Raw genomic sequence first — 13808 nt, 5'->3', positions numbered from 1 at the left:
TCGGGAGGCTGCGGTGCGGTCGCGGTCGGCGGCGCTCGGCCGGAGTCAGCGGCGGGTGCCGCCGTAGCGGTCGGCGAGGCGGGCCTCGTTGGCGGTGGGCTTCGCCTTGATCGGGGCCGGATCGTTGGGTTTGGCCGTCGGCGAGGGAGTGGGCGATTCGGCGGTGTCGGCTGTCGTCGCGGTCTCGGGCGCCTCGGTGACCTGTTCGGCCGGGGTGGCGGGTTGGGCGCCGGCGTCGGACTTCTCGCGGCGGCGGGCGCGGATCTCGGCCCAGACGAAGTAGCCGAGGCCGAGGGGAGCCATGACGCCGAAGGCCAGCCATTGCAGGCCGTAGGAGAGGTAGGGGCCGGCGTCGAGCTGGGGGAGGGCGTCGGGGGTGAAGGCGCCCGGCTGGCCCGCGTCGAGCTGGAGGTAGCCGCCGAGGCCGTCGGTGGGGATGGGGGTGAGGGGGAGGCCGAGGACGGTGGCCTCCTGGGCGGTGTCGGTCGTGTACACCTGCCGGAACCCGTCCTCGGTGGTCGGCGGCTTCTTCTCGATGACGCCCTCGGAGGCGCGGATACGGGCCTCGAGGTGCTGCGGCCCGGTCGGCGGGTCGGCGATGGCGGGCGGGCGGGTGCCGCCCTGCGCGGCCGCGATCTGGCCGCGGTCGACCAGCAGGGTGCGGCCGTCGTCGAGCCGGAACGCGGCGAGCACGGTGTAGGCGGGCTGCCCGTCGAGGTGGCGCAAGCGCACCAGGACCGTCGAGTTCGGGACGTAGCTGCCGATGGCGGTGACGCGCCGCCATTCGGTGTTCTTGCCGTCACCCGACAGCAGCCCGGCGATGTCCACCGGGTCGGCGTGCACCGACGCGGCGATGCGGTCGTTGCGATCGGAGGTGCGGGTGTTCTTGCCCAGCTGCCAGGGCGCGAGCACGGTGAAGCACAGGTAGGCGAAACCGGCGACCACCACGGCCAGGATCAGCCAGCTCGGGCGCAGCAGGAAGGTGAGGCGACGCAGCAGTGCGCTCATGCGTGCCGGCCTCCGTCCCGCGGATCCTCGCCGAGCTGTTCGCGCACCCAGTCCAGCATCCCCGGCACGGCCGCCTCGATCTGTTCGCGCACCAACGCGAAATCGGACTGGTCGCCGTAGTACGGGTCCGGCACCGAGCGACCGTCCGCGTCCGGGTCGAAACTGCGCAGCAGCCGCCGCCGGTCCGACGGCACCCCCATCCGGGCCAGGTCCCGCTCGTGCCCGGTGTCGAGCGCCACCACCAGATCGGCGTCGCGATGGTCGGCCCCGATCACCGCGGCAGTGTGCCCGGTCGGATACCCGTGCGCGCTCAGCTCCCGATCGGTCCGGTAGTCGGCCTCGTCCCCGACATGCCAGTTCCCGGTCCCGGCACTGCTCACCCGCACCCGATCCGCCAATCCCGCGCGCTCGAGATGCGCGGCGAAGATCTTCTCGGCCATCGGGGACCGGCAGATATTGCCGGTGCAGATAAACGTCACATGCAGGTCGCCCACGACAGCCATTCTGGCCGGTAGGCGTGGACGGCGGCCACGTAGGGTGGACGGCTGTGCCGGACGACACCGAGTTCCAGGATTTCGACCATGCCAGGCTGCGGCACCACGGGGACGTGGACGCGCGCCCGGGCATGGTGGATTTCGCGGTGAACGTTCAGGGGAGCGCGCCGCCGGAATGGCTGCGGGAGCGGCTGGCGGGACGGCTGGGGGAGCTGGGACGGTATCCGGGGGAGGCGGATGAGCGGGCGGCGCGGGCAGCGGTGGCCGCGCGGCACGGGCGGTCGGTCGACGAGGTGCTGTTGCTGGCCGGGGTGGCCGAGGGGTTCGCGATGCTGCCACGGCTGGTGTCCCGGCTGGCGGCGGTGATCCATCCGTCGTTCACCGAGCCGGAGCTGGCGTTGCGCGAGGCGGGGGCGCCGGTGGCGCGGGTGGTGCTGGAGCCGCCGTACTCGCTCGACGGTGTCGTGGTGCCGGAGGACGCGGATCTGGTGGTGGTGGGCAATCCCACGAACCCGACCTCCGTGCTGCACTCGGCGGACAGTATCCGGGCGCTGCGGCGGCCGGGACGCATCGTGGTGGTGGACGAGGCGTTCGCCGACGCGGTGCCGGGCGAGTCGGAATCCCTTGCCGGAGAGAGTCATCCGGATGTCGTGGTGTTCCGTAGCTTGACCAAGACATGGGCGCTGGCCGGACTGCGCTGCGGGTACGCGCTCGGCGCGCCGGAGGTGCTGGCGCGCTTGAATCACGGCCGCGCCCACTGGCCGCTGGGCACCTTGCAGCTGGAAGCCATTGCGGCGGTGAGCGAACCGGCCGCGGTCGCGCAGGCGCGGCGGATGGCTGATCGCATCGCCGCCGATCGCGTCGCCATGATCCCGCGGCTGCGGGAACTGGGCGTCGAGGTGCACGAGCCCGCGGCGGGCCCGTTCCTGCTGATCCGGGTGCCGGACGCGGAATTGTTGCGAAAGCGGCTCGCGGACAAGGGCGTCGCGGTGCGCCGCGGTGATACGTTCCCCGGGCTGGAAACGGGCTTCCTGCGGGTCGCGGTGCGGTCGGCGGGGGCGGTGGACCGGCTCGTCGCGGCCATTCGCGACGTGGGGTTGTGATCGTGGCAGGCAGGATCGAGAAGGAGGTTCGGTTGTGACGACGGTGCGGCTGTCGGATCTCATCGCGGCGCTGGAAGCGGCGTACCCGCCCGGCCTGGCCGAGTCCTGGGATTCGGTGGGCTTGGTGTGCGGTGACCCGCGGGACTCGGTCTCGCGGGTGCTGTTCGCCGTCGACGCCACGGCCGCGGTCGTGGACGAGGCCATCGAGTGGGGCGCGCAGGCGCTGGTCGTGCACCATCCGCTGTTGCTGCGCGGGGTGGACACGGTCGCGGCCGACACCCCGAAAGGCGCGCTGCTGCACCGGCTCATCCGCTCCGGCTGCGCGCTGTTCAGCGCGCACACCAACGCCGACTCCGCCGATCCGGGCGTTTCCGACGCGCTCGCGGCGGCGATTGGGCTCACCGTCACCGGGCCGCTCGATCCGAAACCGCTGACCGCCCTGGACAAGTGGGTGGTACAGGTGCCGGTCACGCACCGCGACGCCGTGCTGGACGCCCTGTTCGGGGCGGGCGCGGGCAGGATCGGCGCCTACTCCGACGCCGCCTGGACGGTCGCGGGCACCGGCCAGTTCCGGCCTCTCGAGGGAGCCAACCCGGCGCTGGGAATGGTCGGCGAGTTGCACGAGGTCTCCGAGGATCGCCTCGAGGTGGTGGCCCCGCCGTCGCGGCGGGCCGCGATCCTGGCCGCCCTGCGCGCGGCCCACCCCTACGAGGAACCCGCCTATCACGTCACCGAACGCGCCGGACTGCCGTCCGGGCTGGGCATCGGCCGGGTCGGCGAGCTGCCGGCCCCGGAAACCCTGCGCGAGTTCACCGCTCGCGTGCGCGCCGCCCTGCCCGCGACCACCTGGGGTGTTCGGGCCGCCGGTGATCCGGACCGGATCATCCGCACCGTCGCCGTGTGCGGCGGCGCGGGAGATTCCTTCCTGGGCAAGGTCTCCCGCCTCGGCGTGGACGCCTACGTCACCTCCGACCTGCGTCACCACCCCGCCGACGAACACCTGCGCGCGGGCGGCCCGGCCCTGATCGACGCCGCCCACTGGGCCACCGAGTTCCCCTGGTGCGGCCAGGCCGAGGGTGTGGTCCGCCACGCCCTGCCCGGCCTCGAGACCCGCGTCTCCGCCCTGCGCACCGACCCCTGGACCCTCGGCGAGTCCGACTGCTGAGCCCGTCCGCGCGCGACGTCGCCGGCCCCGGCCGCCCCCGGCGATTTTCCGGCTCGGCCCGGTCCGCGTGATCGTTTGTCCTGCTCGGGGCGGGCTTGGCGTTGCGGGCCCCGCCGGGGCGGTACGGTGGGAGTCTTGAATTTCGTCCATAGCGTCCAGGAGACCTTCGCGTTGAATGCCGAACCATCGATCCAGGCCAAGCTGCTCGACCTCGCCGCCGTCGACGCCGAGCTGACGCGGATCGAGCATCGCCGCAAGGTGCTGCCCGAGCAGCAGGACGTGGATCGGCTGGCCGCGGAGCGCACCACCCGCAAGGACGAGGCGGTGAAGGCCGAGATCCTGATCGACGACCTCGACCGCGACATCCGCAAGCTGGAAGGCGAGATCGAGGCCGTCCGCAAGCGCGAGGAGCGCGACCGCGGCCTGCTCACCGCCGGTTCGGTCGGAGCCAAGCAGCTCTCCGAACTGCAGCACGAGCTGACCAGCCTGGAACGCCGCCGCAAGGTCCTCGAGGACGACGAGATCGAGGTGATGGAGCGCCGCGAGGCCGCGGCCGCCGCGCACGCCCACGCCGGGGCCAACCTGGACCAGGCCGAGGCCGAACTGGTCGACGCCGAGCGCCTGCGCGACAGCGCCCTGGCCGACCTCAACGTCGCCCAGCAGCGCTGCGACTCCGACCGCGAAGCCCTGACCCGGTCGTTCCCCGCCGACCTGATCGCCACCTACGACAAGCAGCGCACCACCTACGGCGTCGGCGCGGCCCTGCTCCAGGCGCGCCGCTGCGGCGCCTGCCGCATCGAACTGGACCGCGGCGAGATCTCCCGCATCTCCCAGACCGCCCCCGACGTCGTGGTCCGCTGCCCCGAATGCGGCGCGATCCTGGTGCGCACCAAGCACTCCGGGCTCTGACCGGACCGCCGCGCGCTCACCGGCGCGCGGCACCCGTGCCGCCCGGCGGGGACCGGCACACGACACGACAGCCCGAATACCGCGAACCAGCACGGCGACGCGACAGGATCGACGCCTGGCCCGCACCGGATACCCGAGGCGAGGACACGGTGAGGCGGCGCGGCGGCCGACCCGCGAACCGGGTGCCGCGCGGCGCGGACCTCGACGCCACGGCGGCGTGACCCGCCGGCGGATTCTCGGACCTGCACGGAAGGTGAACAGCGTTGGTGGACATGGTGATTGTGGAAGCGGACGGCGGCTCGCGCGGCAATCCCGGCCCCGCCGGATACGGCGCGGTGGTCTGGGACGCCGATCGCGCGCGCGTCCTGGCCGAGCGCAAGGAATTCCTCGGGGTCGCCACCAACAATGTCGCCGAATACCGCGGCCTCATCGCGGGTCTGGAGGCGGCCGCCGAGCTGGGTGCGCGGGAGGTGTCGGTGCGCATGGACTCGAAGCTGGTCGTCGAGCAGATGTCCGGGCGCTGGAAGGTCAAGCACGAGGCCATGATTCCGCTCGCCGATCGGGCGCGGCGGCTGGTGGCCGGGTTCGAGCGGGTGAGCTTCGCGTGGATTCCGCGCAAGGAGAACTCGCACGCCGACCGGCTGGCGAACGAGGCGATGGACGACGCCGACACCGTCGCCGAGGTCCGTACGGCGCTGCGGGAGTCGGGCCAGGCACTCGGCCGACCGGCCGAACTGGGATCAGGCGCATCGAATTCGACGGCGGCCGAACGCGATTCCGGTAGCGACCGGGGCACGCTCGGGCAGGTCGCCGCCGCGGTGGCGGGCGGCGTCGTGGACAGTCCCGCATCCGCCGCCACGCCCGCGCCCGGCTGGACCGGGGCGCTGGGGCGGCCGACCCGGCTGCTGCTGCTCCGGCACGGGCAGACGGAATTGTCGGTGGAGCGCCGGTATTCGGGCCGCGGCAATCCGCCGCTGACCGAACTCGGCCGGCAGCAGGCCGCGAACGCGGCGGCCATGCTCGCGCGCAAAGGCGGGATCGAGGCCATCGTGTGCTCGCCGCTGGGTCGGGCGCGGGAGACCGCGGAGGCGGCCGGGAAGGCGCTCGGGCTGCCGGTGCGGGTGCTGGAAGGATTGACCGAGACCGACTTCGGGGCCTGGGAGGGAAAGACATTCCTGGAAGCCCGCGAACAGGATCCGGAGCTGCACGAGCAGTGGCTGGGCGATCCGTCGACCCCGGCGCCGGGCGGTGAGAGCTTCGATCAGGTGCGTGAGCGGGTCGAGTCGGTGCGGCGGGATCTGGTGGCGTTGTATCCGGGCGCGAATGTGCTTGTGGTCAGCCACGTCACGCCGATCAAGACGCTGCTGCAACTGGCGCTCGGAGTGGGTCCGTCGCTGCTCTACCGGCTGCACCTGGATCTGGCGTCGCTGTCGATCGCGGAGTTCTATCCCGACGGCGGCTCGTCGGTGCGCCTGGTCAACGACACGTCGTATCTCTGAGGAGACTGGTAACCCCCTGTGCCGCAGGGGGTTCGGTTCACGGACGTAGGGTCGCCATCAGGAACTCGGTCTGGTCGTAGACGGCCTTCTCGAACCAGTCGTCGAAGTAGATGTCGAAATGGCCGATCGGATAACGCTTCACGGTGGCGTGCTTGGTCCGTTCGGCCGCCTTCACGGTGGGCCCCGCCGGGGCCACCGAGTCGTTGTCGCAGATCGCGTACAGCACAGGCGCTTTGATGTCCTTGACATGCCGCGTCGGATTGTCGAACAGGGTCGACAGCCCGATCCGCGCCGCCACCTTCGGCCGGTACTGCGCGCTCTCCTCGGCGAGCCGCCCGAATCCGGCGGGCACGTCGGCCGCGCTCATCAACGCCGCGGAGTGCTTCTTGCCCGCCAGCCGCGCGGTGATCGGGCGCCGAATGATCGGCCCCAACACCTGATCCGTCACCGCCAGCGTCCCGGTCTTGATCAGGCTGAACGGCCCCTTCGCCAGCGCCGAGGACCAGCCGCTGGTGAACGGGCACTGCGCCACCACCGCCGCGATGTAGTGGTCGTCCGGCGCCACCGCGAGCACATGCCCGCCGCCGAAAGAGCTGCCCCACAATGCGATTCGCGTCGCGTCGATCCCCCGGACGGTGCGCGCGAACGCGATCGCCGCATGCCAGTCCTCACGCTGCCGCGCGATATTGATCACCTGCCGGGGCTCGCCCCCGCTGGCCCCGAAATGCCGATAGTCGAAGGCCAGAGCCGCGATTCCCACCGACGCGAAACGTCGCGCGTACCGATCCAACCCCATTTCCCGGTCCGCCCCCAGCCCGTGCCCCATGACCACCAGCGGGCGCGGACGCGGCGGTCCATCCGGGAGATACAGCCAGCCGGCGCACTGTTCGACACCCGAAGGGAACCCCACCTCGACACGCTCCATGACGCCCTACCGTACCCTGGTGGCCGCGGACGAGTCGGTCGGGCGGCCGCGGCGAGAGGAACGGGCAACGCGTGTGCCGCAGCCTGTCGCCGAGGAAAGTCCGGACTCCGGAGAGCAGGGCGGTTGTTAACGGCAACCCGGGGCAACCCGCGGGACAGTGCCACAGAAAACAAACCGCCGGCGGGCCGCACTTCGCGAGAAGTGCACCGCCGGTAAGGGTGAAACGGTGCGGTAAGAGCGCACCAGCGCGCCGGGTGACCGGCGCGGCTAGGTAAACCCCGCCCGGAGCAAGGTCGAAGGCCGCACTCGCGAGAGTGCGGCTGCGCAGGTGTTCGAGGGCTGCTCGCCCGAGCCTGCGGGTGGACCGCTCGAGGCACCCGGCAACGGTGTGTCCAGATGGATGGTCGCCACCCGGCGTTTCGACGTCGGGGACAGGATCCGGCTTACAGACCGACTCGTCCGCCCGTATTTTCTGCCCCTCCGCTTCGCTGCGGGGCGGGTTCGCGGCCTGTGGTCCCGATTCTTCCCTCCTCCGCTTCGCTCCCCCGCTACGTCGGTCCAGAATCGGGACGGCCGCGAACTGGGGGTGATCTGTCGGCGAGAATTTGGCGTCGCGGGGGCGATCTCCCGGTGCCATCATGGAAGGCACACCACCGGATTCGCGGTGGCGCGGAGATATTTTCGCGGAGCTCGCCATGGATGTTCTGTATCTGCTGATCGGATGGCTCGCCGCCATCGTCGTGATCGCCGGAATCGGCCTGGCGGCCGGGGTACGGGTGGTCACGCAATTCGAGCGGGGCGTGGTGTTCCGGCTCGGGCGGGTGCGGGCGGTGCGGGAGCCGGGACTGCGGCTGCTGATTCCCGGAGTGGACAAGATGTCCAAGATTTCCATGCAGGTGATCACGATGCCCGTGCCCGCGCAGGAGGGCATCACCCGCGACAATGTGACCGTCAGGGTGGACGCGGTCGTCTACTTCCGGGTCATCGATCCCATGCGCGCCCTCGTCGAGGTGCAGGACTATCTGTTCGCGGTCGCGCAGGTGGCGCAGACGTCGCTGCGTTCGATCATCGGCAAGAGCGAACTCGACGATCTGCTGTCGAATCGGGAGCAGCTCAACAAGGGCCTGGAATTGCTCATCGACTCGCCCGCTCTGAACTGGGGCGTGCACATCGACCGCGTCGAGATCAAAGACGTCGCCTTGCCGGACGCTCTGAAGCGTTCCATGTCCCGCCAGGCCGAGGCCGAACGCGAACGCCGCGCCCGCGTCATCTCCGCGGAGGGCGAATTGCAGGCGTCGCAGAAGCTGGCCCAGGCCGCCGCCAATATGTCCGACGCCCCCGCCGCATTGCAGCTGCGATTCCTGGAGACCGTGGTTCAGGTTGCGGCGGAGAAGAATTCGACCCTGGTGTTGCCGTTCCCGGTGGAGCTGCTGCGTTTCCTCGAACGCAGCGGCCGGACGCCGGCCGAGACCGCGCCGGAGGAGCCCGACGCGTCGCAAGAGATGAGGGAGTAAGTCATGGCTGGTGTCGTTCAACCGGCGGCCATCGTGGTGCTGTTCGCCATCGCGTATGGATTCAAACTCTTCAGTGCCAAGTTCCCGGGCGGACTGCGCGGTAGGTAGGCGGTCCGCGCGGCGAGCGGTGCGGCCGCGGGAAAACTGGCGGGCGGGCGGCGTGATCGACACCGCTCGCCTGTTTCCCCGCGCATCTCCTCCGCATGGATGAGAATGGCGGCGCGCCTCACGGTGTGTACCGGCGCGGCTCGGCGTGTCGGGCGGGTTATCGGCCTTGAACTGGCACCGAACGTGATCGACGTCATAAAGTGTTGCGCGTTGGAAAGTTCCGTAGCGGTCCGCGACGGGACAAGGGCTCAACAAACGTCGGAAAGCAGGTCTCGTCTCAATGCGAATTGCTCGCAAACTGGCAGTGGGAGCGTTTCTCGCCGCTGCCGCTTCCGCTGTGCTGGGTGCCGGTTCTGCCTCCGCGGTGGCCGTGACGCCGCTGCCGGGCGGGATTCAGGTGGATCTCACCGCGGCGGACACGCAGTGGGTGGCGCAGAACCACTTCGGACAGGTCATCGCCGGCCTGCCGCATCCGTCGGCCGCGTCGTTCGGGGAAGCCCTGGACTCGGCCGCGGCGCTGTCGTCGCAGTACCCGGGTGGCCGCGTGGTGTTCACCGTGTACGGTCCGTTCAACGAGCTGAACGGCACGATGCTGGCCCTGCAGTAGGGCCAGTCTCCGCAGTGGAACTGCATCAACGGATCGTGTCGGCGCCGGTGGACTTCGGCGCCGTCCGAACCGAGTTCGGACTGGCCTCGGACTACCCGTCCGAGGCCGTCTCGGAAGCCCGCGACGCGGTCGACGCGTTCGCGGGCGCCCGAGCCGACCGGCGGGAGATCCCGCTGGTCACCATCGATCCCCCGGGTGCCCTGGATCTGGACCAGGCCGTCTGCCTGGAACGCACCCCGAGCGGCGGATTCCTTCTCCACTACGCCATCGCCGATGTGGCCGCGGTGGTCGTCCCCGGCGGGCCGCTGGCCCGCGCGTCCCTGGCCCGCGGCCAGACCTTCTACTTCCCCGACGGCACCGTCCCGCTGCACCCGCCGGTGCTGAGCGAGGGCCTCGCCAGCCTGCTGCCCGACGTCGACCGCCCGGCCGCGCTATGGACTATCGAATGCGACGCGCACGCCGAACCGGTGCGGTTCTCGGTGACCCGCGCGCTGGTCCGCTCCCGCGCCCGCCTCGACTATCAGGGCGTGCAGGCCGACGCCGACAACGGCCGCCTGCACCCGTCGATCGCGGCGCTGCCCGACTTCGGGCGGCTGCGCATCGCGGCCGGCATCGAGCGCGGCGCGATCACGCTGCGGTTGCCCGACCAGACCGTGGTCCGCGACGCCGAGCAAACCGGGATCGACCACTGGCAGCTGGCGCTGGAACCGCGCACCGCCGCCAACGACTGGAACGAGCAGATCTCCCTGCTGACCGGAATGTGCGCGGCCCGAATCATGCTCGACGGACATAACTCGAACGGCTCCGGCAACCCCGAGCCGCCGGGTCTGCTGCGCACCATGCCGCCGCCCGCGCCGGCCGCCATCGAGTCCATGCGCCGCACCGCCGCCGCGGTCGGGGTGCCGTGGCCGCCCGGGGAGTCCGCGGGCCGCATGCTGGCCGAACTGGACTGCAATACGCCCGCCGCCCTGGTGCTCATGTCGGAGGCCACCGGCCTGCTGCGCGGCGCCTCCTACACCATCCTGAACGGCCAGGACCCGAACACCTTGCGGCACAGCGCGATCGGGGCCCCGTACGCACACGTGACCGCCCCGCTGCGTCGCCTGGCCGACCGCTACGCCACCGAGATCTGCCTGGCCCTGTGCGCGAAAACCGCAGTGCCGCAGTGGGTCATCGACGAACTGGCCATCGCCGTCGACACCATGCGCCGCACCGACGCCCTCGCCGGCAAGGTCGAACGCGCCTGCCTGGACCTCACCGAGGCCACCGTCCTGTCCCCGCGCCTGCACACCGACTTCGACGCCGTCGTGCTCCGCGAGGCCAACGGCACCCGCCCTGCCGAGATCTTCATCGCCGACCCACCGGTGTTGGCCAAATGCACCGGCGCCCCGCCGGAAGGCGAGAACGTCCAGGTCCGCCTCACCGAGGCCGACCCCGTCACCCGCACCGTCACCTTCAGCTACGCCACTGGACCTACGCTTTCGATGCCATACTCGACGTCATGACCGTCGAACCGTTTCCGCAGTGGCTACGCCCGCCGCCGGGCGGCTTCGTCGCAGAGGACCTCGATCGCCTGCCCGATCTGCCCCCGCACACCGAGCTGATCGACGGGAGCCTCGTCTTCGTGAGCCCGCAAGCCCAGTTTCACGCGCTGGCAGTCAGCATGTTCGAAACGGCGTTGCGGCGTTGCGCGCCCTCCACCGTTCGAATTCGGCGCGAGATGACGGTGACGCTGGATCGCAACCAGCGACCCGAGCCAGCTGTCATCGCCGTGCGTGCCGATCGCGCGGGCGGTCCCGCACTGACGACGTACCGGGCTGATGATGTCCTGCTGGCTGTCGAGGTCGTATCGCCCGAGTCGCGAACACGAGATCGGGAACGCAAACCGCAGCTCTACGCGAAGGCTGGAATATCGCATTTCTGGCGCGTGGAGAATGCGGATGGGCGGCCGGTTGTCTACGTCTATGAGCTCGACCCGGCCACGGGTGCCTACGCGCTCACCGGAATCCACCATGATCGGCTTCGGCTGACCGTTCCGTTCGAGCTGGAGATCGATCTCACCGAGATCGACTTGCTCTGACTGCATTTCGCGGGTGCGAACCGCTCGTCCGGGTCAGCCCAGCGGGTGGTGGTGGACGAATTCGACGGCGTCGGGGTACTGGTCGAGGGCCTGGGCGGCTGCTGCCGCCTCGGCGTCACACAGGTGTTGGTAGGTGTAGTCGGCGTCGACGGCGTGGGTGCGGATCGTGTTGAGCGCTTCCACGGCGTCACGGTGGTCGCCGAGCACTCCCTGTAGGTGTTTGGCCTTCTTGCCGAGGTCCTCGGCGGGTTTGCCGAGGACGGCGGTGGCGGCCTCGGCGGAGTAGCGCAATCGTTTGGCGGCCTTGCGAATATCGTGCAGGCGCTCGATGCGCTCGTCCCCGGACAGGCCGTGCTCGGCGTGCACGAGGTGGCGCAGCTTCCGGAGGTCACGGCGCAGGACCTTGGTGAAGACCGGTTCCGCCGGTTCGCCGGCGCGGGAGTCCTTCAGCGGCGGGTCGGTGAGTAAATCCTGCAGACCGCGGATCAGCGAAGCGTAGCGGTGGTCGCCGAACGCGGTGACCACCGCGCGGTGGGCTCCGGCATAGGTATTGCGCTCCTCGGCGATGAGCCGCTGGGCGAAACCTTGGTGGTGAGTGGGTCTCTCGTCCATCGGCACCGTCTGCTCGCGCGGTGCCCCGGTGGCGGCGAGCAGCTCGGTGAAGCGTTCGGCGCGTACCTCCGCGTCCCGGGCCACCCCCAGCAATCCCGCCAGCCAGCGCAATTCATCGGTGATCTCGGTGACCGGTGCGCGGCGCAGCACCCGCCGGTAGGACTTCAGCACGCTGCGCAGCCGCCGGGTGGCCACCCGCATCTTGTGCACCGAGTCCGGAAGGTCCTGGCGCACATCGGGTTCGGCCGTACACAGCCGGTCCACATCGGCGGCTACTGCGTCGACCAAGGCGGGACCGGCTGTGGTGCTCATCTACGTCCTGTACTTGTCGGTGGCTTCCACCAGGTGGTGGGTGATGCCGGGTTCGAGGGCCGCGTGGCCGGCGTCGGCCACCAGGTGCAGTTCCGAGCCGGGCCAGGCCCGGTGCAGATCCCAGGCGCTGGTGGCCGGGCACACGACGTCGTAGCGGCCCTGCACGATGACGCCGGGAATGTGGGCGATGCGGTCGATGTCGCGCAGCAGCTGTCCCTCGTCGAGGAAGCCGCCATTGACGAAGTAGTGGTTCTCGATGCGCGCGAACGCCAGCGCGAAGCGCGGATCGGCGGTCTCGGCGACCCGATCCGGCTGGGGCAGCAGGGAACTCGTGGCACCCTCCCAGGTGGACCACGCGACGGCCGCGTCGGTGGCGAGAGCGGCATCGGGGGAGTGCAGCAGGCGGTGATAGACCTCGACGAGGTCACGCCCGCGGTCGGCTTCCGGCACCGGCGCCAGGAACTTCTCCCACTCGTCGGGGTACACGTACCCCGCGGAGCCATTGTAGTACCAATCGATTTCCTTGCGCCGCAACAGGAATATGCCGCGCAGCACCAGCTCGGTGACCCGGTCCGGGTGGGTCTGGGCGTAGCTCAACGCCAGCGTCGAACCCCACGATCCGCCGAACACCAGCCACTGCTCGATGCCCAGATGCGTTCGCAGCCTTTCGATATCGGCGACCAGGTCCCAGGTGGTGTTGTGCTCGAGGCTCGCCGCGTCGGCGATGTGCGGCGTCGACTGCCCGCACCCGCGCTGATCGAACAGCACGATCCGGTACGCCTCGGGATCGAAGAACTGCCGGTGGTAGGGCGCGGTGCCGCCGCCCGGTCCGCCGTGCAGGAAGACGGCGGGCTTGCCGTCCGGATTGCCGCTCACCTCGTAGTAGAGCGACTGACCGTCGCCGACATCCAGCTTGCCCTGCTCGTAGGGCTCGATCGCCGGGTACAGAGTGCGCATCAGCCCGCCACCAGGCCCGCGGCCATGTTCGGGATCTCCAGCGCGGACAGCGTCTGATCGCGCACATCCGCACAGCTCTTGGTGGTGACCCGGTCGACCACGCCCCGCTCGCTGGGAATGAACAGGCCGTTCTGCACCGCCCACTGGGCGACGGTCGCGTTGAACGCGATCTTGCCCAGCGTCGGACCCTGCACCCGCCAGTCCGACAGCTGCGGGCGCAGCATGTCGCACAGCTGCTTGGCCTGATCCTCGGAAATGTTCAATTGTGCGGCGGTGCTCGGCGGGGTCGACGGTGCGGAGGTGAGCGATGAGCCGGAGCCCTTGGGCTGCGACGACCCGGTGGAGGTGTTGTCCCCGCACGCGGCGGTCAGCGCGACGGCGGCCAACGCCGCGCCCAGCAGCGAGGTACGGCGGATCCAGCGACTAGTTCCACGATCCATGAATTCCCTTTGGTCGTTCCAGCTCGTTGGCTTTCGAGTCTGCCACCAAAATCGGGCTGTGGACCGAGATGACGG

The 13808-nt window shown here is 70.4% G+C and carries 14 protein-coding genes and 1 other RNA gene; 9 read left to right on the top strand and 6 right to left on the bottom strand.

The genetic code is table 11. The features are described 5' to 3' along the window. Window positions 1–45: 45 nt before the first annotated feature. Both ABZ412_RS08975 and ABZ412_RS08970 read right to left on the bottom strand, forming a co-directional pair. Entirely contained in the window at window positions 46–996 is a 951-nt protein-coding gene (locus ABZ412_RS08975) for an SURF1 family cytochrome oxidase biogenesis protein (RefSeq protein WP_357279000.1), read from the bottom strand. A gap of 8 nt (window positions 997–1004) precedes the next feature. Then, a complete protein-coding gene (locus ABZ412_RS08970; RefSeq protein WP_357278232.1) occupies window positions 1005–1511 on the bottom strand; it encodes a low molecular weight protein-tyrosine-phosphatase in 507 nt (168 codons plus the stop codon). 44 nt (window positions 1512–1555) lie between these two features. Between ABZ412_RS08970 and cobC the strand changes: the two genes are divergently transcribed. The 4 genes from cobC (at window position 1556) to ABZ412_RS08950 (ending at window position 6178) form a co-directional block, all read left to right on the top strand. Beyond that, entirely contained in the window at window positions 1556–2605 is a 1050-nt protein-coding gene (gene cobC / locus ABZ412_RS08965) for an Rv2231c family pyridoxal phosphate-dependent protein CobC (protein WP_357278230.1), read from the top strand. Window positions 2606–2639: 34 nt separating this feature from the next. Further along, window positions 2640–3770, top strand: a complete 1131-nt coding sequence (locus tag ABZ412_RS08960) for a Nif3-like dinuclear metal center hexameric protein (protein WP_357278228.1) — start codon at window positions 2640–2642, stop codon at window positions 3768–3770. Window positions 3771–3941: 171 nt separating this feature from the next. After that, the gene (locus ABZ412_RS08955) at window positions 3942–4679 is read left to right on the top strand and encodes a C4-type zinc ribbon domain-containing protein (RefSeq protein ID WP_357278998.1); all 738 of its coding nucleotides are present in this window, start codon (window positions 3942–3944) and stop codon (window positions 4677–4679) included. Window positions 4680–4945: 266 nt separating this feature from the next. After that, window positions 4946–6178, top strand: coding sequence for a bifunctional RNase H/acid phosphatase (locus ABZ412_RS08950; RefSeq protein ID WP_357278225.1), 1233 nt, complete (start codon window positions 4946–4948; stop codon window positions 6176–6178). A gap of 37 nt (window positions 6179–6215) precedes the next feature. Here ABZ412_RS08950 and ABZ412_RS08945 read toward each other — a convergent pair whose 3' ends face one another. Continuing rightward, the gene (locus ABZ412_RS08945) at window positions 6216–7103 is read right to left on the bottom strand and encodes an alpha/beta fold hydrolase (protein WP_357278223.1); all 888 of its coding nucleotides are present in this window, start codon (window positions 7101–7103) and stop codon (window positions 6216–6218) included. A 30-nt stretch (window positions 7104–7133) separates the two neighbouring features. On the opposite strand from ABZ412_RS08945, the gene rnpB reads away from it, so the two are divergent. The 5 genes from rnpB (at window position 7134) to ABZ412_RS08920 (ending at window position 11412) form a co-directional block, all read left to right on the top strand. After that, window positions 7134–7565: RNase P RNA component class A (rnpB, locus tag ABZ412_RS08940), an RNA gene on the top strand. A gap of 233 nt (window positions 7566–7798) precedes the next feature. Next, window positions 7799–8617 (top strand): slipin family protein, encoded by an 819-nt coding sequence (locus tag ABZ412_RS08935; protein WP_357278221.1) that lies wholly within the window; start codon window positions 7799–7801, stop codon window positions 8615–8617. A 388-nt stretch (window positions 8618–9005) separates the two neighbouring features. Beyond that, the gene (locus ABZ412_RS08930; RefSeq protein WP_357278219.1) at window positions 9006–9332 is read left to right on the top strand and encodes a hypothetical protein; all 327 of its coding nucleotides are present in this window, start codon (window positions 9006–9008) and stop codon (window positions 9330–9332) included. A 14-nt stretch (window positions 9333–9346) separates the two neighbouring features. Next, window positions 9347–10837, top strand: a complete 1491-nt coding sequence (locus ABZ412_RS08925; protein ID WP_357278217.1) for an RNB domain-containing ribonuclease — start codon at window positions 9347–9349, stop codon at window positions 10835–10837. Beyond that, window positions 10834–11412, top strand: coding sequence for a Uma2 family endonuclease (locus ABZ412_RS08920; protein WP_357278215.1), 579 nt, complete (start codon window positions 10834–10836; stop codon window positions 11410–11412). The genes ABZ412_RS08925 and ABZ412_RS08920 overlap by 4 nt, the downstream gene beginning before the upstream one ends. Window positions 11413–11445: 33 nt before the next feature. Here the strand turns inward: ABZ412_RS08920 and ABZ412_RS08915 are convergent, their stop codons facing one another. The 3 genes from ABZ412_RS08915 to ABZ412_RS08905 are packed head-to-tail and all read right to left on the bottom strand — an operon-like array spanning window position 11446 to window position 13733. Beyond that, window positions 11446–12336 carry a CHAD domain-containing protein gene (locus ABZ412_RS08915; protein WP_357278212.1) on the bottom strand — a complete coding sequence of 297 codons (891 nt, stop codon included), beginning with the start codon at window positions 12334–12336 and terminating at the stop codon, window positions 11446–11448. After that, on the bottom strand, window positions 12337–13293 hold the full coding sequence (gene pip, locus ABZ412_RS08910; RefSeq protein ID WP_357278210.1) for a prolyl aminopeptidase: 957 nt from the start codon (window positions 13291–13293) through the stop codon (window positions 12337–12339). Continuing rightward, a complete protein-coding gene (locus tag ABZ412_RS08905) occupies window positions 13293–13733 on the bottom strand; it encodes a hypothetical protein (protein ID WP_357278207.1) in 441 nt (146 codons plus the stop codon). Before ABZ412_RS08905 ends, pip begins: the two co-directional genes overlap by 1 nt. Window positions 13734–13808: the final 75 nt, after the last annotated feature.

The sequence above is a fragment of the Nocardia sp. NPDC005746 genome (genome assembly GCF_040630785.1).
GTDB lineage: Bacteria > Actinomycetota > Actinomycetes > Mycobacteriales > Mycobacteriaceae > Nocardia.
This window is presented reverse-complemented; position numbering and strand designations above follow the sequence as displayed.

What these genes read in the sequence shown, in the direction of transcription:
- ABZ412_RS08905 (WP_357278207.1), bottom strand. Translation starts at nt 13,733, where the DNA reads ATGGATCGTGGAACTAGTCGCTGGATCCGCCGTACCTCGCTGCTGGGC.
- ABZ412_RS08930 (WP_357278219.1), top strand. Translation starts at nt 9,006, where the DNA reads ATGCGAATTGCTCGCAAACTGGCAGTGGGAGCGTTTCTCGCCGCTGCC.
- ABZ412_RS08935 (WP_357278221.1), top strand. Translation starts at nt 7,799, where the DNA reads ATGGATGTTCTGTATCTGCTGATCGGATGGCTCGCCGCCATCGTCGTG.
- pip (WP_357278210.1), bottom strand. Translation starts at nt 13,293, where the DNA reads ATGCGCACTCTGTACCCGGCGATCGAGCCCTACGAGCAGGGCAAGCTG.
- ABZ412_RS08970 (WP_357278232.1), bottom strand. Translation starts at nt 1,511, where the DNA reads ATGGCTGTCGTGGGCGACCTGCATGTGACGTTTATCTGCACCGGCAAT.
- ABZ412_RS08915 (WP_357278212.1), bottom strand. Translation starts at nt 12,336, where the DNA reads ATGAGCACCACAGCCGGTCCCGCCTTGGTCGACGCAGTAGCCGCCGAT.
- ABZ412_RS08945 (WP_357278223.1), bottom strand. Translation starts at nt 7,103, where the DNA reads ATGGAGCGTGTCGAGGTGGGGTTCCCTTCGGGTGTCGAACAGTGCGCC.
- ABZ412_RS08920 (WP_357278215.1), top strand. Translation starts at nt 10,834, where the DNA reads ATGACCGTCGAACCGTTTCCGCAGTGGCTACGCCCGCCGCCGGGCGGC.